This is a genomic window from Pediococcus acidilactici (genome assembly GCA_024970065.1).
GTDB lineage: Bacteria > Bacillota > Bacilli > Lactobacillales > Lactobacillaceae > Pediococcus > Pediococcus acidilactici_A.
Genome location: CP103908.1, coordinates 1350677 through 1371077, shown reverse-complemented (window position 1 = coordinate 1371077; position 20401 = coordinate 1350677). Strand labels below are relative to the sequence as shown.

Genomic DNA, 20401 nt, shown 5'->3' with positions numbered 1-20401 from the left:
TAACGAGAGGAATTAAACAATATGAGTACTGGTAAAGTTGTTCAAGTTATCGGACCAGTTATCGACGTTCAATTCCCCCTTGACGAAGAAATCCCAACAATCAATAATGCTTTGAAAATTAAAAAAGCAGACGGTACAATTTTAGTTTCTGAAGTAACGCTTGAGTTAGGTGATGGTGTCGTAAGAACCATCGCTATGGACGGAACGGAAGGGCTACAACGTGGCCTAGAAGTTGAAGATACTGGAGACTCAATTAAAGTACCAGTTGGTGAAGAAACACTTGGTCGTGTTTTTAACGTCTTGGGTGAAACAATTGACGGTGGTAAAGAACTAGGTCCAGATATAAAACGCGATCCAATTCATCGTGATCCACCAGAATATGACGAATTGAATCCAAGTACAGAAATTCTTGAAACAGGGATCAAAGTTATTGACTTGCTTGCTCCATATATTCGGGGTGGTAAGATTGGTCTCTTCGGTGGTGCCGGAGTTGGTAAAACCGTTTTGATTCAGGAATTAATTCATAATATTGCACAAGAACATAATGGTATCTCAGTATTTACTGGGGTTGGAGAACGGACTCGTGAAGGTAACGACTTGTACTTTGAAATGAAAGAGTCTGGAGTTCTTGATCGTACGGCCATGGTATATGGACAAATGAACGAGCCGCCTGGGGCTCGGATGCGGGTTGCCTTGACTGGTTTGACAATTGCGGAACACTTCCGTGATGTTGAAGGCCAAGACGTGTTGTTATTCATTGACAACATTTTCCGCTTTACCCAAGCTGGTTCAGAAGTTTCTGCCTTACTTGGTCGGATTCCTTCAGCCGTTGGTTACCAACCAACCTTGGCTACTGAAATGGGTCAATTACAAGAACGGATCACCTCAACGAAGAAAGGTTCAGTTACCTCGATTCAAGCGGTTTACGTTCCTGCCGATGACTATACTGACCCTGCGCCAGCAACTACTTTCGCGCACTTGGATGCTACAACCAACTTGGAACGTAGCTTAACCCAACAAGGGATTTATCCTGCGGTGGACCCATTAGCTTCAACATCGACAGCTTTGGATCCAGAAATTGTTGGTGAAGAACATTACGAAGTTGCCAGTGAAGTACAACATGTTCTCCAACGTTACAAGGAATTGCAAGACATTATCTCAATCCTTGGAATGGACGAATTGTCTGACGAAGAAAAGACCGTAGTTGCACGTGCACGGCGGATTCAACTCTTCTTGTCACAAGACTTTAGTGTTGCGGCACAATTTACTGGTTTACCAGGACATTACGTCAAATTGGAAGACACCATCGCCGGCTTCAAGGGCATCCTTGAAGGTAAATACGATGACCTTCCAGAAGAAGCATTCCGTTTGGTTGGTTCAATTGACGATGTGGTTGAAAAGGCTAAGAAATTAACTGCTACAGAAGATTAGGAGGGATCTAATTGGCTGAAAATTCAGTATTAACAGTTAGTATTGTTACTCCTGATGGTCAGATTTATAACGATGACCAAGTTACCATGCTGGTAGTCAATACCAGAGAAGGTGAATTGGGAATCTTACCTAATCACGTTCCCGTAATTGCAACTTTGGCAATTGACGAAGTGCGCATTAAGCATGACAAAGCTGAAGATGTAGTAGCGGTCAACGGTGGTTTCGTTGAGTTTTCGGACAACACGGCGACAATCGTTGCGGATACTGCTGAAAACCAAGCTGACATTGACGTAGCGCGAGCTGAAAGTGCTAAGAAACGTGCTGAGGCAACGATCCGTAAAGCCCAACAAGCTCACGATAATAGTGAACTTCGGCGGGCGCAAATTCATTTGCGGCGGGCGATTAACCGAATTAACGTTTCAAAACATTAAAGCTGGTTAATATTATTATTGATAACGTTCAGTTTATGAGGATATTTTCCTCACAACTGAACGTTTTTTTTGGGAATTGGCTGGTATATTCTTGCAAATTAGGTAAAATGAGGAAACAAATTACCTACTGTTTTTGTGAGTAAAAAGTTATTCTTAGCTTAATTTTCTGGTACAATACTATATGTATGAATTTTGGAGGGAAAGCGATTGGGAATTCAAGCCATAATTACGTTAATTAGTTATTTATTCTTTATTTTACTGGCTTTTTGGTGTATTCAAGCAATTCCGTTCCATAAATTTATGGGCCGGTTTGAGAGTCAAGCAAAGATGTTAATCGTTTTGCTTTCAATTGCGTTAGGTTACACCGTTGCCAGCTTCTTTTTAGGTTTGATTACGGCGATTCAAAATTTAACTTTTTTAGTTCGTTAGAAGGTTAGCAATAATGAAAAGCTTCTTATTAATGCTGGTCCGCGGCTACCAGAGGGCGATTTCGCCTTTATTTCCACCATCCTGCCGTTATTACCCTACTTGTTCTAACTACATGATGGGGGCGCTTAAGCGGTTTGGTGCGTTGCAGGGGACGCTAATGGGAATTGCCCGGATTCTGCGATGTAATCCATTCGTACGGGGTGGATACGATCCCGTACCCGATCGATTTTCTTTAAAAAGAAATTCAAAAAATAGTGCAGAAAGAAAATAGGAGTTAAAATGTCACGAAAAGAAAAAAAGTTTGCTATTGAAGTTAAAGAAACTAACAACAACGGTACCCTGGTCAACGAGGTTTACGTTAACCAGCGGATGATTGGACAAATATCTCAAGTAAATGATAAGAATTGGGTAGCTTCTAACCAAAGTGGCGAAATGCGAGTAAAATCAATTGATGAAGGGATTCAGTGGATTATTGCTGAATTTAATTTACATTCGCTATAGAAAGGAGCTACTTCGATGGAAAGAAATGATTCTCGGGTAGCACGCAAAGACGACAGCTCCCGCATTGACTATGGAATTATCTTTCCGGTACTTATGTTAGCCATCATTGGGCTGGCATCGATTTATGTAGCTGCTACGCACGATACTAGTGCCACGAGCGTGTTTCGACAGGTCTTTTCCCAACTGATTTGGTACCTGTTGGGAGTGGGAATCGTGGTTGTACTAATGCAGTTTGATGCTGACCAACTCTGGTGGTTAGCACCGATTGCGTACGGTGCAGGGATCGTTTTACTTATCCTGGTGCTCTTCTTGTACAGCCGCTCTTATGCCGCAAATACGGGGGCCAAGAGCTGGTTTGCCTTTGGGGGATTTACCTTCCAGCCGTCCGAGGTTATGAAACCCGCGTATATTTTAATGATGGCGCGGGTCATCACGGTTTATAATCACCGGGTGAAGAATCGCACGATTCAATCAGACTGGCGGTTAATTGGAATTATGGCATTGTGGACGTTGCCAATTCCGATCCTTTTACTACTCCAACACGACTTTGGGACCATGTTAGTCTTCATCGCGATTTTCATTGGGTTGGTAGTGGTTTCGGGAGTAACGTGGCGAATTTTAATTCCGTCCTTTGTGGGGATGGTGGTCTTAGGGAGTACAACCCTCATGCTCGTTGCGCTTCCGTGGGGCCAAGCGTTGCTTCAAAAGGTTGGGTTTGAAAGTTACCAATTTGCCCGGGTGGACAACTGGTTACATCCGTCTTCGGACACCACTAATTCAGGCTACCAGCTTTGGCAAAGTATGAAAGCAATTGGTTCTGGACAGCTATTTGGTAAGGGATTTAACGTATCTAACGTTAACGTACCGGTTCGTGAATCCGATATGATTTTTTCCGTAATTGGGGAAAACTTCGGCTTCATTGGAAGTATTGTTCTGATTGGATTATATTTCCTACTGATTTATAAAATTTTACAAGTAATCTTTGACACTAAAAATGAGTTTTACGCGTACGTAGCTACCGGAGTAATCATGATGATTCTCTTCCACGTTTTTGAAAACATTGGAATGAACATCGGACTCCTCCCGTTGACCGGAATTCCGCTCCCCTTCGTGAGTGCCGGTGGTTCCGCGTTAATTGGAAACATGATTGGAATTGGGCTAATAATGTCGATGCGTTATCATTACTACTCGTACAGTAAGACCAGCATCGAAGAAAATGCTGATTTTTAATAACTTAATTGAAGAACCCTTTCTGCAGGGACTCCTTTATAAGGGGCTCTTAGGTGAAAGGGTTCTTTTTTATAATTTAATTGTTGACAACCTTTGAGATGGGAAGGTATACTTTAGCGTATTAACAAATTATTAAAAAAAGATGAGTAGACAGCAATTCTACGCTTAGAGAGTCCTTGGGTGGTGGAAAAGGATCGAGAATGCTGTCGAAGATGGTCTTTGGTTATTTCAGTGATTGGTGAGCAGTATGCGAGCAAATCGTGGGAGCGCCCAATATAGCGCACGGGTTGATGGACCCGCAGAGTCTGCTTTCGTGAGATGGCAGAAAAACAAGGTGGTAACGCGATAAACTTTCGTCCTTGAGAATGGTGCTAAGCACTATTCTCGGGCGAAAGTTTTTTTGTTTAAAAGGGGGAATTGAAGTGATTGAATTTAAGAAGGTATCCAAAACTTTTACAACGAAGACTGGTCCGGTGAACGCAATCGAAGACGTAAATTTGGCGATTCCGGACGGCCAAATTTTTGGCATCATTGGGTATTCAGGAGCGGGAAAAACAACTTTGATTCGGATGCTAAATGGGTTGGAAAAGCCTACTACCGGAGAAGTTAAGATTAACGACGTAGTTATTAACCAACTCGCCGGGGCGGCACTTGCCCAACAACGTCATAAAATCGGGATGATTTTCCAACATTTTAACCTCTTATGGTCCCGGACGGTGAAGGACAATATCATGTTTCCTTTAGAAATTGCTGGCGTTAGCCGTGCCCAACGAGAGCAGAAGGCCCGGGAATTGATTGAGTTGGTAGGACTTACCGGAAAAGAAGACCGTTACCCTAGCGAACTTTCTGGCGGACAAAAACAACGGGTAGGGATTGCCCGGGCGTTAGCAAACGACCCAGAGATCCTTTTGTCTGATGAAGCAACGAGTGCGTTAGATCCCCAGACTACCGATGAGGTTTTAGATTTACTATTAGAAATTAAACGCAAGCGAAAAATTACGATTGTCTTGATTACTCACGAAATGCACGTGATTCGTAAAATTTGTGACCAAGTGGCCGTTTTAGACGGGGGAAAGATTATCGAAAGTGGCGCAGTTTTAGACGTCTTTAAGCATCCTCAACAGGCACTAACTAAACGCTTCATTACGGCAGAAACTGACCCCACACCACAAGACACGGAATTAATTTTAGATGAATTAGTGGATCAAAATCCAAATGGTCGGGTGGTTCGGTTAACTTTCCATGGCGATCAAGCTAAGTTGCCAATCGTTTCAGAGATGGTGCACGAGTTTCCCGAGGTGGCTTTAAACATCATTGCCGGAAACATTAAACAAACTCAAGAGGGGTCAATTGGAAGCTTGTACGTCCAATTAACCGGACCCCAAAACCAATTGGATGGCGCGGTAAGTTTTCTACGCAAATTAAGGGTGGAAACGGAGGTAGTTAGTGATGAACAGTAGTATCTTAGACTTTAGTACCGTGGATTGGAATGAAATGGGCCAAGCAACTTGGGAGACAATTTGGGTGACGCTAGTGGCGGTTGTTTTCACCGCTGTCTTAGGGTTATTGATCGGGTTACTGCTTTTTGAAACGCGGGATAGCAAAAATTGGGGAATCCGGCTAATTAATTGGCTAGTTTCCTTCTTAGTAAACGTATTTCGGTCGATTCCGTACATCATCTTAATTGTAATTTTAATCCCGGTGACCAACGTGTTGGTACACACCATTGTGGGGCCGACCGCGGCGTTACCTTCGTTAATTTTGGCCGCCGCTCCGTTTTTTGGTCGGTTAGTCGAAATGGCGTTTCGGGAGATTGATTCCGGAGTGTTAGAGGCGGCCGCCGCTATGGGAGCAAAAAAATCGACCATTATTTTCAAAGTTTTATTACCAGAAAGCATGCCGGCGTTAGTCTCAGGTCTCACGGTTACCGCGATTTCGTTGGTGGGTTACACTGCCATGGCTGGAGCAATCGGTGCCGGCGGGCTAGGGGCTTTAGCTTATAATAATGGCTTTCTGCAGTACAACGGAGCTATTATCCTAGTGGCCACGGTTTTAATCGTACTATTCGTCTTTGCCTTACAGTGGACTGGTGATTGGTTGGTTAAGAAAATTGATAAACGGTTAGTTTAGGGAGTGGTTAAATGAAAAGAAACAAATTATTTTACGGAGTCAGTATCTTGGTGGCACTCCTATTCTTAGCGAGTTGCGGGAAGAAATCTACGGATACGCAAAAAATTACGATTGGGGCGTCGGCAGTGCCCCATACGGAAATTTTAAAACATATCCAACCAGCCCTCAAAAAGGAGGGGGTTGAACTAGATATTAAAACCTTCCAAGATTACGTTTTGCCTAATAAAGCATTGGCAAGTGGGAATATCGATGCTAATTATTTCCAACACGGACCATTCTTGAAGGAATGGAACGAAAAAAACCATGGACACTTGGTTAGTGCGGGTGCGGTCCATTTAGAACCGATCGCAGTTTATTCTAAAAAATATGATTCATTAAAAAATTTACCCAAAAATGCGAAGATTTTAGTTAGCAATAACGTTTCCGATTATGGTCGGGTGCTCCAGATTTTTCGGGATGCCGGATTAATCACCTTGAAAAAGGGTACCGACCTCACTAAGGCGAAGTTTAGCGATATTGCTAAGAATCCTAAGCATCTACAATTTAAAACAGGCTACGAGCCTAAAATTATGCCCCAATTGCTTAAAAATAAGCAGGGGAGCGCGGAAGTGATTAATTCTAATTACGCGGTGCAAGCACATTTGAATCCGCAAAAAGACGCTATCGCAACGGAAACGTCAGCTTCCCCTTACAGCAACATTGTCGCTATCCGACCGGATGAAAAGAACCGCCCCGCTATTAAGAAATTGATGAAGGAACTGAAATCTAAGTCAACGCAAAAATGGATCAAGCAACACTTTAAGGGCGCCGTTGCTCCGGTTGATTAGGTAAGGTAACTGCTATTAAAAAATATTGTGAAAGTCAAAGAAAACGGTTGGAAAAAATATTTTGGCGTGCCGACTTTGGAGAGTCAAAACGTGGGTCAAACGTCAGTTTATGTCCCTAACCCTAAATTGGTCATTATGCCAGATTCAAGCATAATGGCCAATTTTAAGTTAGTGTTCGTAAACTACCCGATTTTTGACCACGCTTTTTTGCGAGAAGCGGAGCAAAATAATTAATTGCTTAGCAGGCGGGCAACGATTGACTTTTGCCCGCAGAACCCATATAGTTAGTTACGTGAGTAATTAGGTTGAAAAATAATAGAATTTGAAGGTGGATTTTATGCATTTTAACTTTAATAGCAGTGAGCCAATCTATCTCCAAGTCGCTCAACAAATTGAGGATGCAATTTTCACGGGCGGGTTTAAAGAAGGAGAACAAATCCCCTCCACAACGGAAATATCCAAAGAATTTCATATTAATCCGGCAACGGTTTTAAAGGGGATGAACCAGCTGGTGGCCCGGAACCTCTTAGAAAAACACCGGGGAGTCGGAATGTTTGTGGTTCATGGGGCGAGCAAACAGATTACCTTAGACCGCCAACAAAATTTTTACCAAAAGTACGTTGTGGGCGTTGTTAAGGAAGCAATTCGTTTAAACATTACCGAAACGGAATTAAAAAAATTAATTGAACAGGGGTATCAATCGTTATGAAGGGTATCGAAGTAAGGCAAGTAACGAAAACTTTTGACCATCATTTAGTTTTAAACGGCATTGGGCTAACTTTAGAGCCGAATAAAATTTACGGTTTGCTAGGTCGCAACGGAGCTGGTAAGAGTACCTTATTGAATTTGCTGGTGAACCGCATTCGACCTGATGAAGGCGAAATTAAGTTAGATAACGAACTGATTGGCGATAACGATCGGCAGCTTGGAAAATTATTTTTAATGAGTGAAGTTGATTTGTATCCCAAAAACGTCCGGGTTAAGGATATTTTTAAATGGACCGCTAGTTTTTACGGCAACTTTAATAGCGAGTTGGCCCATTCGTTAAGCAAACAATTTGGGCTAAAAGAGTCCATGCTTTTCCACCATCTTTCTACAGGATATCGCACAATCACTAAACTAATCGTCGCGTTATCCGTTCCAGCGGAATACGTTTTTTTAGATGAACCAGTTTTAGGGCTGGATGCTAACCACCGGGAAATTTTTTATAATGCGCTAGTAGAAAGTTACGCAGAAAAGCCCCGGACCTTTGTAATTGCAACCCACCTGATCGAAGAATTTGCCAACCTGATCGAACACGTCATGGTCATTGATCAAGGTCGGGTAGTGGTTGATGATGAAACCGAGGCGGTCTTAGCAAATGCTTATACCATCAGCGGACCTGCTCAGGCAGTTGATCAGTATACTGAGGGCTTGAACGTGATCGGCAGCGACCGCCTAGCTCGGATTAAGGCGAATTACGTATATGGACCGTTAAATGACCGACCAATTCCAGACGAAATTAATATTGACCCGATGGATTTGCAGACGCTTTTTATTAATTTGACAAACGGGGGAGAAACTCATGAATAAAATTGCGGCGGTAGTTAAGTACGATTTAAGCAATTATTTACGCCTGATTTTAATCGCGTACGCGTGGATTATTGGGTTAATCTTGGGAGTCCCAGCGCTTATTAACCTAATTGGTAAGGGATTTTCGGGAACCCTCAACGTGATCGAAGCCCAGTTAAACACAATATCGTTTGGGGCAATTTTTGTTAACGTAGTCTTAATATTTTACTGTGGTTTTCTAACGTACGAACGGTTTGCCTTTTTAATTCAAAACGGGGTTTCCCGACGTACGGGATGGATCGCTAAATTGATTTCACTACTAGCTTTGACGGTTGTGGCAATTATTTATGGATTAATAGTTAACGCACTTTCTCTAATGGGGGACCAAAACAAAAACACTTCTCTTTACTGGGCCTTTTACGGCCATTTCTATAAAAACGGCGTTCTTAACGTGCTTTCAATGATTTTAACTAACCTGGTGTTCTTATTACTGGTTGCTGCAGGAGGAATGATGTTAGGTGCCCTCTTTGCGTTGCTTAAACGCCGGCAGCAACGGGTGATCGTGGTCGGAATTCCGTTAGCGTTAATCTTGATTTTTACAATTATTGGGCGAATGATTAGTGAGAAGGTTATCACGTGGGAAAGAATCGATGATTTGATTAGATTTATCCTGGGGGATACCGGAACCATGGGCCATCTTAACCCGATAATTCCTACCGTAATTATGTTAATATTATTGGTAGCATGTTTAGCAATCTCAAGGTGGTTAAACGTGCGTTTAAGACTGAAGCGAGGAGAATAGCCTTTTAATGAATGATTCGATAAGTATTAAAGCACTAAAAAAACGGACCTTGGAAACGTATCGGGGAAATTGGATGGCGGCCATTAAAGCCAACATCTTGCCGATTTTGAGCGCGGCCTTCACTAGTTTTTTGGTGATGACGGTGGTTGGAATTGCGTTAGTGGTGTTTACCCAAACTGATCCAGCAACGTTGCACCAGGCTACTAATTACGATCAGGCCGCAAGCGTTAACTCCGCATATTCAGGATCGGGGATGGCCCGCGATTTTCTCTCGATAGCGATTGCGACATTCTTTACGGTAGGGATCCAGTACGGTACGCTAGATTGGCTACGTAATCGTATGCGAGTGCCTTCATGGGGCACACCATTCCAAACGTTTAGTCGGAAGTACTTTACGTCAACGTTAGCCATCTTTTTATTCGAGTTTATCTTCTTAACGTTGTGGTCGATTCTATTGGTAATTCCCGCAATCATTAAGTTTTACTCCTATTCACAATCGTATTTGTTGTATAAGGATGCTCAAGAACGACAGTTGACGGACCAATTTGAATTTGTCACCTTTATTACGTTTAGTCGGCGCTTAATGGATGGGTACAAAGCCCAATTTTTCCTTCTCCAATTATCACTAATTGGTTGGTACATTTTAAGCGTGATCACTTTCGGAATTGGCTTCCTATGGTACATCCCATACCGTAACGGGGTCTACGCGGCGTTTTACGACGACTTAGTTAAAAAGCGTGGTAAACAGGCGGTGCCAGAAATTTTTGCCTAATTTTAACAACGGACGGCGTTAGTTAAGTTAAAATGAATTAAATAAAAAATCCCTTCTAAGTTTCGAGCCGTGTAGGACTCATAAACTTAGAAGGGATTTTTGATTATATAGGTCTTTGAAAGGAGCTAACCCAACTTGAGCTTCGATCGTATAATCTGCGGTTAAACCACGAATTTTGTTGATCTTCAGAGATTGTCCAGTTGCTCCGGTTGCTTTACTTGATCCTTGAATTCCTTGCCCCATACGCTAGGTATACTACCAAGCCAATTGCAAACCAGATCAACGAGTATAACTTAGCTTGGTAATCCAGTCCCCAGAATACTGCTAACGTTCCTAAAAAGGCTAACGCTGGTAAAACTGGGTAGAAAGGCATTTTAAAGCTTGGTACCGCAATGTCTTTTCCCTCCCGGGGGCGTAAGGCGTAAATTCCTAACGTAACGAACATGAAGGCAATCAGCGTCCCCGCCGAAATTAGCTGCGCTAAAAAGGCGAACGGGAATAGGGAACCGATAATGATTCCGGTTACCGTCAAAAATAGTAAAGCTTGGTTAGGCAATTGATGGCGATTGAGTTTACCAAGCCACTTTGGTAGCATGCCATCTCGGCCAAATGAATACAGTAATCGCGAACCGGCCATCATCATTCCAATTAGGGCGGTGAACATCCCGATTACCGCGATGGCTTGCACTAAGCTAGCCACTGCGGGGTGTCCAGCCGTTCGCAGTGCCCAGCCGACTGGTTCCGCATTATTAGCGTAGTTAGAGTAATGGAACATTCCCACTAGTACAAGGGCGACCGCTACGAAGAGGGTCACCGCAATTGCTAGGGAGCCCAAAATTCCACGGGGCATCGTTTTTTGGGGATCCTTAGCTTCGCCAGCATTGGCAGCAATTGAATCAAAACCGATGTATGATAAGAAAATCATTGAAACCCCGGCGTAAATGCCACTCCAACCGCCAAAGTGGCTACCATCAGGCAATACTCGCGGATGGGGAATAAAGGGCACGTAGTTAGATAAGTGAACCGAAGTAATCCCCACGATAATAAACAAAATAATTGCCAGAACCTTTAAAACTACTAAGGCATTTTCAATCCGAGCGGCTTCCGAAGTTCCACAGGCCAATAGAATGGCGACGAGCAAAATCACAATTAAAGCGACAATGTCAATAATGCCCCCATCGGTACCAAACGGATTTGCCAAAGCAGCGGGCAATTTTAAGCCTACCGTAGAAATCAGTCCCCGAAAGTTGGCGGAAAGTCCAGAAGCCACGAAAGCGACCGCAATGAAATATTCGGCTAAAAGTGCCCAACCGGCAATCCAACCAAAACCTTCCCCAAAAATTACGTTGATCCAAGAATACGCAGATCCAGCAAAGGGCATTGCCGAAGCCATTTCTGCGTAGGCGAAGGCGACTAAACCGGCAACGACCGCCGCGGCAAGAAATGATAGGACCACCGCAGGGCCCGCATGCTCAGCGGCAACAACTCCTGGAAGTGTGAAAATAGTGGTTGAAACAATGGTTCCCACCCCTAACGAAAGGAAATCTTTGACGGTCAACGTGCGCACCAAGTTGGCGTCCTTATCCTCGTATTGGGAAGGATCTTCTTTATGAATAAATTTTTTTATGAATGAACTCATCAGCTTTCCCCCTCATAAAAAGTATCTGATTTAAACATCATAACATAAATTATCATCATTTTTTAATCATTTGTTAATTTAAAGAAAGTTTTTCCGGAAATGGTAGCGGCATGTTTCTTCGTGTAGGTTATGGAAAGTGTTAGAATCAAAGTAGTAATAAAGAAGAGGAGTACGAAAAATGGATGCAATCGAAACAACCCGCCAAAAGCTAAAACAGCTCCGTGTCAGACTGCAACAAGGAAAGCTTTTTGCTTCCTTAGGCCGGGCAGTGGGTACAATCATTGATTCTGCGGATGGCAACCAACCCGTTAAACCAGTTTCACTGCCTGATGATCACGATGGTATCGAAGAGTTGCTTCAAAGAGTCCGGACTGCTCTAGGCAAGGGTCAAATGGAGACGCTTAGCGATGCCGACCTTGATTTAATGCTGCAGCATTTAGGGTCGCCCAACCCAATTATTCGGGACAAGGGGGTCTTTTATCTTTTTAACGACCTCATTCAAAATCAAGTTTTAACTAAGTCGCAAATGGTGCGCACGTTTGACCGGTTAACAAGTGACCAGGTCCTCTTCGCACACATTAACGAAGGGGAAAATGACGCGGCCTTTTTACGGTCCTTCGCGGTAATGATGCTGGCATCGTTGATTTATATTGACCGCGCGGGAGCAGCATTTATCGACCACGCTCGTAAAACTAAGTTAGTTGAACAATTGGCACTGTACATCATGTTGGAAAATGATACCCGCGGATACGTAGCTGACCATGGGTGGGTGCACGCTTATACCCACATCGGGAACGTTTTAGACGAATTGGCTAGTGACGAAGAATTGCTTCGGGCAGATAAGATCCTACTGATGGCGACGGTCATCGAAAAGTTCCGGCGGCTTAAAACCCCGCTAATATATGGCGAACCAACCCGGTTAGCGGTCTACTTCGCGGATCAGCTGCTAGAAGACGATGTTTATCAGCAGTTCTTATTAATTGAACTCCGAGAATGGCGCCGGGCGCTAGCGTCAACGCAGGTTCGGGAAACCCAGGCAATGTGGAACGCTATTTTCAATCGACAGCGACTATTACAGGCAATGATGCTAAATTCTAATATGGCTAAAGCAGTGGTGGAATATTTGGAAGATTCGAACGATTTTACCATTTAAATAGATTAATTTTTATTTTCATTTCATTCTTGAAGCTGATTTGTGGTATACTTGAGTTTCAAAAAACGTTTGATAATTGGCGGAGCAAACTCAGGTTTGTAATTATCTTACACATGAGGTGAAAAAAATGAAAATTGCGGTGCTTGCTGGCGGAAAGAGTACGGAACGAAATGTTTCACTTTCCTCTGGTTCAAAAATCACCGATGCTTTGCGTGCTAAGGGCCACGAAGCAACGATGATCGATCTTTTCTTGGGGTATGAACTGCAAGAAGGTCAAACAGTTGAAGATGTTTTTAAGACTAGTAATACGGATTCGGATTACGAGATTCAGACGGACGTTTTAACGGATGCTGATATCGAAAAACTTCGAACGGATGGTACGGTTGGATTGTTTGGGAAGAATGTCTTAGAGATCCTCCGGGCCGCCGACTTTGTTTTCCTCGCTTTACATGGTGGTGATGGCGAAAATGGTAAGGTACAAGCTGTTTTAGACCTGAATGATATCAAGTATACGGGAAGCGGGACTTTGGCATCGGGAATTGCGATGGATAAGGCGATTTCAAAGGAAATTATGCTTTATAACGATATTAAGACGGCACGTTTTGTTGTTCTCCACGAAGAAGACGGGATTCATCCTCAGTTAGATTTTGGTTTTCCAGTAGTGGTTAAGCCAAATAGTGGGGGATCAAGTGTTGGAACGATGATTGTTCATGACGAAAAGGAACTAGCTGATTCGTTACGGGACGCTTATCGTTTTGATGATGAAATCATTGTTGAAGAATTTATTACCGGACGTGAATTTTCACTAGGCGTAGTTAACGAACAAGCCATGCCCGCGATTGAAATTGTGGTTAATGACGGTTGGTACGACTACGAACACAAGTTTAAGACCGGGACAACCACCCAATTCATTACGCCGCCGGACATCGATGAAGAAGTCCATGACGAAATGAAACGAGTTGCGGTGAAAACCATGAAGGTATTGGGAATGACCAACTATGGTCGGGTAGATTTCTTGGTTAACGACCAGGGTGTTTACGTAATTGAAGCAAACAACTTGCCGGGGATGACCCCGTTATCCCTTCTCCCACAAGAAGCTGAAGCAGCGGGAATCAGTTATGAAGACCTCTGCGAAAGCATTATTCTGGGTAAACAAAAGCTTTATCAAGAAGCAGAAAAATAAATAAAAAAACCTCCCTTAGAGTAACTACATCTAAAGGAGGTTTTTTTATGCGACAACGTTGCCAATGGGCTGCAACTAGCCCGGTTTTACAAAGATACCATGACGAGGTGTGGGGCAGACCGGTCTTTACTGACCAAGAGTTATTTGAGAGTTTAGCGCGGCAAATCTTTCAGTCGGGGTTGAAAATGCAGTTGGTATTAACTAAGCTCCCGGAAATGGCCTCCGTTATGGATCATTGGCAAATTGATGCAATCGGTAATTATTCGGAAGTTAAGGTCCAGCAGCTTTTGCGGGATCCGTTAATGATTAAAAATGAGCGTAAGTTACGAGCAGTGATCCATAACGCGCAGGTGATTCAACAAATGAATGACAGCCAGCAGTCCTTTAGTGATTGGCTATGGGCACAAGTTGGCTTTGTACCACTGGACTTGCATCAGCGTACTAATGCAAAAGTGTTGGTGCAACATCCAGTCGCTAAACGAGTGTGTCAGGAGATGAGAAAGCAGGGCTTTACGTTTATCGGCCCACGGAACGTCAGCTTCTTTCTGCAAGATGCGGGACTACTTAATGGGCACTGGATTAATTGTGCGCAACGACAAGCAGGGGGCTGGTAAGCTACACAAAAAAACGAGGGGATTTATTCCACCTCGTTTTTTTCTTGTCTTAATTTAGTTGTTTTCTAAGCTAGTACGAACGACCAACACGTCGCAAGTTGCTGTCCGGGTGACGTATTCGGTTACTGAACCGATTAATAAGCGTTCAACAGCATTTAGTCCGGTTGCACCAATCATAATTAAGTCCGTATGCAATTCCTTTGGTACGTCTTGAGAAATCACGGCCTTTGGTGTGCCGTATTCGATTGAATAGGCGATGTTTTCTAAACCATCGTTTTTAGCTTCTTCAACGTAACGATCTAACGTTTTTTTAGCAGTTTCCGTAACTTGTTCCACCATTGCGTTGTCGAAGTTAGAAATATTTTGGAAAGCGCGGGTATCAATTACGTGAAGAAGATGCAATTCTGCGCCATCATTACGTTTAGCTACCGCGACCGCCTTGCGAAAGGCTAATTCTGCTTCCTTAGAACCATCTACTGGTACGAGAATATGCTTATATTGTTGAGCCATAACATAACCACCCCTATCTATTTACACTAATTGTACGTTAAAAATTAGAAAATAAAAAGGAATTTGCTATAAAAATTTTAATAAAAATAGCAGCGTGCCCGTGGTTGACACAATTCCCAATACCAACCCGGTCACGATCAAGGGGGTGCTGCCACTAATTCCCGCAATCAAGGTTAGGAGACTGACGGTCATGAGTAAAATACCGATGATTCGGAGACTACTACTCAAAAGTGGGTTAGCGGAGGGTTTAAATAACATAAAATCGCGGTGTTGATGGCGGTAAAGGTAGTTACCGATATAAAAAATAATAAGTGAAAAAACAACCATTAAACCTGGAATTAACATAACATAACCTACTTTCGTGATATAAAAAAAGCCCCACCTAACGTGGGGGAAGAACTAACGACACCGTTCCGATTGGCCAGGATCTAACCCAAAAGGCAAGGTGGGTACCCATACACACGCTGCATGTTTCTCGCTTACGAGCCTACAATTCACGTGCGATCCGAGTTCCCGGTTAGATGTTTGTTGGAAGAATATGAAACCAATCTTCTCGCATGCCTCGGTTTCTTCACATTTATAGTACTATACTGTTTGCCTAAAAGACAATATTAAAGTCCTGATTTTTGTGAATTTTTCAAGTTTTGGTACTGTTCGTAAATCTTAGTTTCAAAGGGGCTATTGCCCTTCGCCTTGAAGTAACTGGCATTTTTTAACTCGTTAGGCAAATATTGCTGTGGGATCCAGTCGTTTTGGTAATTATGCGGGTAAAGGTAGTCGGTTCCCCGTCCTAAAGCCTTTGCGCCTTGGTAGTGGGCATCCCGCAAGTGGTCAGGGACTTCACCAATTTTGCCATCGCGAATGTCCCCGAGGGCATTGTCAATCGCCGTAATCGCAGCATTTGATTTGGGAGAAACGCATAACTCAATTACGGCATTGGCAAGCGGAATCCGGGCTTCGGGCAGCCCAATGTGTTCCGCAGCGGTGACTGCCGCGACCGTTCGTTGACATACGGGAGGATTAGCCAGTCCCACATCTTCGTAAGCAATCACCAGTAACCGCCGAATAACGCTCTTTAAATCGCCACTTTCTAAAAGCCGGGCCATGTAATGCAATGCCGCGTCCGTATCGCTTCCCCGGATCGATTTTTGAAACGCTGAGATCACGTCGTAATGGGCGTCCCCGTCTTTATCCTGGGTGAGAGCCCGCTTTTGGAGACATTCTTGAAGTATTTCCAAAGTGAGGTGAATTTTACCCTTGGCGTCTGGTGAAGTTGACCGGGCCGCCAATTCGACCGCGTTTAGCGCACTTCGCAAATCTCCTCCGGTTGCCTCGCTAACAAATTGCAACGCGTTTTCATCCATCTTGAGGGGAAGGTCACCCAATCCGCGTTCAGAGTCTTGGAGGGCCATTTGAATGGCTTCCTTAATGTCAGCTGGTAAAAGTGGCTTAACCTCAAAAATCTGGGTTCGACTGCGAATCGCCGGATTGATATTAATGTACGGGTTCTCGGTAGTCGCCCCAATTAAAATAATCTGGCCGCTTTCCAAGTGGGGAAGCAAAAAGTCTTGCTTAGTCTTGTCTAGTCGATGGATTTCATCGAGCAAGAGAACGACCGTCCCACTCATTTTTGCTTCTTCGGCAACAATCTGGAGTTGTTTTTTAGAATCCGTAGCTGCGTTTAACATGCGAAACGCGTACTTAGTTGAACCAGCAATCGCACTAGCGATACTAGTCTTTCCGGTTCCGGGGGGACCGTATAAAATCATGGAAGATAACCGCTTGGCCTTGACCATCCGGTTAATGATTTTTCCTGGGCAAACTAAGTGCTTTTGCCCAACAACTTCTTCAAGGGTCCGGGGACGCATCCGGTATGCTAATGGTTGCATTTTTCCTCCTCAAAATAAATGAAAGTAAATAAAAAAACGGCCGCAGCCGTTTTCCTATTATAGCTTGTTGTAGTATTCAACGATAAGTGAATCGTCGATTTCCGCTTCAAGCTCGTCACGTTCTGGAAGGCGAACAAGTGAACCTTCAAGCTTGTCAGCATCGAATTGAACGAATTGTGGACGTCCAACGACTGCTTCAACAGCTTCGTTAATGATCTTAAGATCTTTTGACTTTTCGCGAACGCCGATTACTTGACCAATTTCAACTTCGTATGATGGAATATCAACGCGCTTGCCATCAACGGTGATGTGACCGTGGTTTACTAATTGACGAGCTTGACGACGAGTAGTTGCCAAACCTAAACGGTAAACCATGTTGTCCAAACGACGTTCAAGTAAGATCATGAAGTTAGTACCTGGAACACCTTCGCGCATCTTGCTAGCACGATCAAAAAGGTTTGCGAATTGACGTTCAGTTAAACCGTACATCATACGTAACTTTTGCTTTTCGCGAAGTTGCATACCGTATTCAGAAATCTTACGACGGTTGTTTTGACCGTGGTCACCAGGTGCGTAAGGACGGCGAGCCAATTCCTTACCAGTACCTGACAATGAAATACCAAGACGACGAGAAACTTTCCAACTTGGACCTGTATATCTAGACATTAAAAAATCCTCCAATAAATTATTTTTGTTGGAGTAAAATAAACAAATGTGGGTTTAGTATTCGTGCAGATTGCTCTGTAATTTTCACCTTTGCAGCCGCTAAGGGTACTAATTAACCATTAAAAAGGCAACAATCTGTTGACGAGCTTACCGCCCACCGCTGCATTATTTTACACTCCTGCTAGTTTAACGCACGCAAAACGGACTTGTCAATGTGTTTCATTAAACTGTCAACAAAATCGTTAAGCACCCGTTCATCAGCAGCGCTAAAGCGTTTTAAGCTAGGTGAGTCAATATCTAAAACGCCAATTGGTTGCTTTTCTACCATTAAAGGAATTACAATTTCAGAGTTAGATGCACTATCACAGGCAATGTGGCCCGGAAACTCGTGAACGTTATCAACTCGTAAAGTACTTTGACGTTTTAAAGCTGTCCCACACACTCCGCTTCCATTTTGAATATGCATGCAGGCCACTTTACCTTGGAAGGGCCCAAGGATCAGTTCATCGGTAGCTGAGTGATATAGGTAGAAACCAGCCCAGTTAATGTCGCTAATTTCGCTATACAACAGCGCTGCTGCGTTAGCGAGGTTAGCAATCGGGTGTGGTTCGCCGGTTAAAAGGGCGTCGATTTGGTCAATGATGATTGGAGCAATTGTCTTGGACATAACGTTCACTTCCTGATTTTCGAGTAGTTTAATTAAAATCACTGCTTTAACAGTAGATAGGGTATGCTATAATTTATAATGGATTAAATTCTAAATTGAAGAATCTTAAAATGCAAGTTTTTCATAAGGAATTGAGTGAAGCAAGAAGGATGGGATTTTAGATATGATCATAGTATTGATTTCAGTCATCGTGGTAGCGATTTTAGTCTACCTCGGGATTGTCGCATATCAACGTTATTTACTAAAACAGGTCGATGAACTGTTAAACCGCAAGGCGGATATTAGCGAATCACCGATCCGCCAGAAGTTAATGGAAGTATCTTCAATGAACTTAACCGGATCATCTGCGGTCGGTTTGGATAACATCCGAAATGACTATCAAGAAATCATTGATCACCGCTTGCCCGAAGTTGAAGATATTGCTAACCATTCGCGTCAAAATATCAACGATATGAAGATTTTTGAGGCGCGGAAAGATATTTCAACGGTTAGTGAAACTTTAGATGCGATTGAAGAGGAGACCAAACGCTTGAACGACCAGTTGGATAATATTCAACGAATCGATCAAGAACAGCGTGACGCGGTCAAGGTCTTGCGCATGAAGTACCAAGAAATTGGCAAGCAATTGCTTGACCAAAACTTATCTTTGGGGCCAAGTATCGACTTGCTTGAAGAAAAGCTATCCCGGTTGAATGATGATTTTGATACGTTTAACCAAACTGTTGACGCTGGAGACCACGAAAAGGCGGAAGGTCAACTCAAAAAGCTGAAGGCAAGTACTACTGAGATTGAAGCGGAAATTAAGGCAATTCCGGCACTGTATGATGAATTGACCAATCTGTTCCCTTCACAAATCGAAGAAGTTCGTGACGGCTATGACCAATTGATTAACCATAATTACGCTTTTGAAAACGATACGGTTAAGGATGAAATCAAGGCGATTAAAGCGAAGATTAACGACAATCTGGAAACTCTCGGAAACCTCCGTTTGGATGCCGTGCGTGCTAATAATAAGGCGATTGAAATCCGGATTGACGAATTATACGACATTTTGCAGACCGAAATTGACGCTCGCAAATCAGTGGAGCACAACTTCAACGTAATTACTCGATTCCTTGATCACGCTGAAAAACAAAACAAGGTGTTGCTTTCCGAGATTGCTCGGCTGGACCAAAGCTACGTTTTAAGTGATGACCAGCTCAACTTAGGTCAAGTTCTGGAAGGGCAATTAAACGATATTCGAAACGAACACGACCGGGATACGGAACGAATCACTAACCAACCGGTGGTTTACTCTGAAATCGTGGAACGCTTAAAGGAAGAAAACGAACAATTAACTGAAATTGAAGACCGACAAGCGGCCTTAAACAGTGAACTACAAGAAATGGTTGACAGTGAAAAGGACGCGCGCACGCGTTTGCAACAATATGATAACGAGATTCATAACATTAAGCGGCACGTAGAGACCCTTAACTTACCAGGAATTCCAGAAGGGTACATGGATTACTTCTTTGTCGTTAGTGACGAGATTGAAAAAGTTGGTAGTGATATGAATCAAGTGCGGATTAACATGGGGATGATTAACCGTGAGTTAGACATGGTCAGCACGGATATTCAAACCTTAATTAAGAAGACTTCTGATTTAACGGATGATGCCGCAATTAGTGAAGCAGCTATTCAATACGCCAACCGTTACCGGCACACCGATGAAGAAGTGGCGGCAGCTAGTCAACAAGCCCAAAAGCTTTTTGATAAGGATCACCGTTACAACGAAAGTCTTTCAGTGATTTCTAAGGCACTAGATAAAGTTGAGCCAGGAGCAATTGAGAACATCACGGAAAATTACTACCAACAAAAGAAAACGGAATATTAATTTACTAACGCTAAGCTAACTACTAACGTAAGAATTAAGGTTCCACCATTTAAAATGCGGCAACGGAGGCTGGGAAATTTTTTTCTCGGCCTCTGTTTTACGT

The 20401-nt window shown here is 43.2% G+C and carries 23 protein-coding genes and 1 other RNA gene; 17 read left to right on the top strand and 7 right to left on the bottom strand.

What is annotated here, in order from left to right; translation table 11 throughout:
- Nucleotides 1-21: 21 nt before the first annotated feature.
- From atpD to NYR25_06430, 13 genes are all read left to right on the top strand, one after another.
- On the top strand, nt 22-1431 hold the full coding sequence (gene atpD, locus NYR25_06490; protein UWF33241.1) for a F0F1 ATP synthase subunit beta: 1410 nt from the start codon (nt 22-24) through the stop codon (nt 1429-1431).
- Between the two features lie 11 nt (nt 1432-1442).
- On the top strand, nt 1443-1862 hold the full coding sequence (locus NYR25_06485) for a F0F1 ATP synthase subunit epsilon (GenBank protein ID UWF33240.1): 420 nt from the start codon (nt 1443-1445) through the stop codon (nt 1860-1862).
- Between the two features lie 207 nt (nt 1863-2069).
- Entirely contained in the window at nt 2070-2291 is a 222-nt protein-coding gene (locus NYR25_06480) for a DUF1146 family protein (protein ID UWF33239.1), read from the top strand.
- Between the two features lie 13 nt (nt 2292-2304).
- Nucleotides 2305-2562 (top strand): membrane protein insertion efficiency factor YidD, encoded by a 258-nt coding sequence (gene yidD, locus NYR25_06475; protein ID UWF33238.1) that lies wholly within the window; start codon nt 2305-2307, stop codon nt 2560-2562.
- Nucleotides 2563-2570: 8 nt separating this feature from the next.
- Nucleotides 2571-2792 carry a DUF2969 domain-containing protein gene (locus tag NYR25_06470; protein ID UWF33237.1) on the top strand — a complete coding sequence of 74 codons (222 nt, stop codon included), beginning with the start codon at nt 2571-2573 and terminating at the stop codon, nt 2790-2792.
- 15 nt (nt 2793-2807) lie between these two features.
- Nucleotides 2808-4022: a rod shape-determining protein RodA gene (locus NYR25_06465; GenBank protein UWF33236.1), complete on the top strand. Its 1215-nt coding sequence runs from the start codon at nt 2808-2810 to the stop codon at nt 4020-4022.
- Nucleotides 4023-4444: 422 nt separating this feature from the next.
- Nucleotides 4445-5482 (top strand): methionine ABC transporter ATP-binding protein, encoded by a 1038-nt coding sequence (locus tag NYR25_06460; GenBank protein ID UWF33235.1) that lies wholly within the window; start codon nt 4445-4447, stop codon nt 5480-5482.
- Nucleotides 5472-6152: an ABC transporter permease gene (locus tag NYR25_06455; GenBank protein ID UWF33234.1), complete on the top strand. Its 681-nt coding sequence runs from the start codon at nt 5472-5474 to the stop codon at nt 6150-6152. Before NYR25_06460 ends, NYR25_06455 begins: the two co-directional genes overlap by 11 nt.
- Nucleotides 6153-6163: 11 nt before the next feature.
- Nucleotides 6164-6979: a MetQ/NlpA family ABC transporter substrate-binding protein gene (locus NYR25_06450; protein UWF33233.1), complete on the top strand. Its 816-nt coding sequence runs from the start codon at nt 6164-6166 to the stop codon at nt 6977-6979.
- A gap of 337 nt (nt 6980-7316) precedes the next feature.
- Nucleotides 7317-7688: a GntR family transcriptional regulator gene (locus NYR25_06445; protein UWF33232.1), complete on the top strand. Its 372-nt coding sequence runs from the start codon at nt 7317-7319 to the stop codon at nt 7686-7688.
- On the top strand, nt 7685-8551 hold the full coding sequence (locus NYR25_06440; GenBank protein UWF33231.1) for an ABC transporter ATP-binding protein: 867 nt from the start codon (nt 7685-7687) through the stop codon (nt 8549-8551). The genes NYR25_06445 and NYR25_06440 overlap by 4 nt, the downstream gene beginning before the upstream one ends.
- Nucleotides 8544-9332 (top strand): ABC transporter, encoded by a 789-nt coding sequence (locus tag NYR25_06435; GenBank protein UWF33230.1) that lies wholly within the window; start codon nt 8544-8546, stop codon nt 9330-9332. Before NYR25_06440 ends, NYR25_06435 begins: the two co-directional genes overlap by 8 nt.
- Nucleotides 9333-9339: 7 nt before the next feature.
- On the top strand, nt 9340-10104 hold the full coding sequence (locus NYR25_06430) for a DUF975 family protein (GenBank protein UWF33229.1): 765 nt from the start codon (nt 9340-9342) through the stop codon (nt 10102-10104).
- A 214-nt stretch (nt 10105-10318) separates the two neighbouring features.
- Here the strand turns inward: NYR25_06430 and NYR25_06425 are convergent, their stop codons facing one another.
- Entirely contained in the window at nt 10319-11743 is a 1425-nt protein-coding gene (locus tag NYR25_06425; GenBank protein UWF33228.1) for an amino acid permease, read from the bottom strand.
- Between the two features lie 178 nt (nt 11744-11921).
- Here NYR25_06425 and NYR25_06420 point away from each other — a divergent pair, with 178 nt between their 5' ends.
- From NYR25_06420 to NYR25_06410, 3 genes are all read left to right on the top strand, one after another.
- Nucleotides 11922-12896, top strand: a complete 975-nt coding sequence (locus NYR25_06420; GenBank protein ID UWF33227.1) for a DUF2785 domain-containing protein — start codon at nt 11922-11924, stop codon at nt 12894-12896.
- Nucleotides 12897-13023: 127 nt separating this feature from the next.
- A complete protein-coding gene (locus NYR25_06415) occupies nt 13024-14079 on the top strand; it encodes a D-alanine--D-alanine ligase (protein ID UWF33226.1) in 1056 nt (351 codons plus the stop codon).
- A gap of 47 nt (nt 14080-14126) precedes the next feature.
- A complete protein-coding gene (locus NYR25_06410) occupies nt 14127-14693 on the top strand; it encodes a DNA-3-methyladenine glycosylase I (GenBank protein UWF33225.1) in 567 nt (188 codons plus the stop codon).
- 54 nt (nt 14694-14747) lie between these two features.
- Here the strand turns inward: NYR25_06410 and NYR25_06405 are convergent, their stop codons facing one another.
- The 6 genes from NYR25_06405 to NYR25_06380 form a co-directional block, all read right to left on the bottom strand.
- Nucleotides 14748-15203, bottom strand: a complete 456-nt coding sequence (locus NYR25_06405; GenBank protein UWF33224.1) for a universal stress protein — start codon at nt 15201-15203, stop codon at nt 14748-14750.
- A gap of 66 nt (nt 15204-15269) precedes the next feature.
- On the bottom strand, nt 15270-15548 hold the full coding sequence (locus tag NYR25_06400) for a hypothetical protein (protein UWF33223.1): 279 nt from the start codon (nt 15546-15548) through the stop codon (nt 15270-15272).
- 47 nt (nt 15549-15595) lie between these two features.
- A non-coding RNA gene (gene ssrS, locus NYR25_06395) (6S RNA) lies at nt 15596-15775 on the bottom strand.
- 39 nt (nt 15776-15814) lie between these two features.
- Nucleotides 15815-17092 (bottom strand): replication-associated recombination protein A, encoded by a 1278-nt coding sequence (locus NYR25_06390; protein ID UWF33222.1) that lies wholly within the window; start codon nt 17090-17092, stop codon nt 15815-15817.
- A gap of 57 nt (nt 17093-17149) precedes the next feature.
- On the bottom strand, nt 17150-17758 hold the full coding sequence (gene rpsD, locus NYR25_06385) for a 30S ribosomal protein S4 (protein UWF33221.1): 609 nt from the start codon (nt 17756-17758) through the stop codon (nt 17150-17152).
- A gap of 181 nt (nt 17759-17939) precedes the next feature.
- Nucleotides 17940-18425 carry a GAF domain-containing protein gene (locus tag NYR25_06380; GenBank protein ID UWF33220.1) on the bottom strand — a complete coding sequence of 162 codons (486 nt, stop codon included), beginning with the start codon at nt 18423-18425 and terminating at the stop codon, nt 17940-17942.
- A gap of 163 nt (nt 18426-18588) precedes the next feature.
- Here NYR25_06380 and ezrA point away from each other — a divergent pair, with 163 nt between their 5' ends.
- Nucleotides 18589-20298, top strand: a complete 1710-nt coding sequence (gene ezrA, locus NYR25_06375; GenBank protein UWF33219.1) for a septation ring formation regulator EzrA — start codon at nt 18589-18591, stop codon at nt 20296-20298.
- Nucleotides 20299-20401 lie beyond the last annotated feature (103 nt).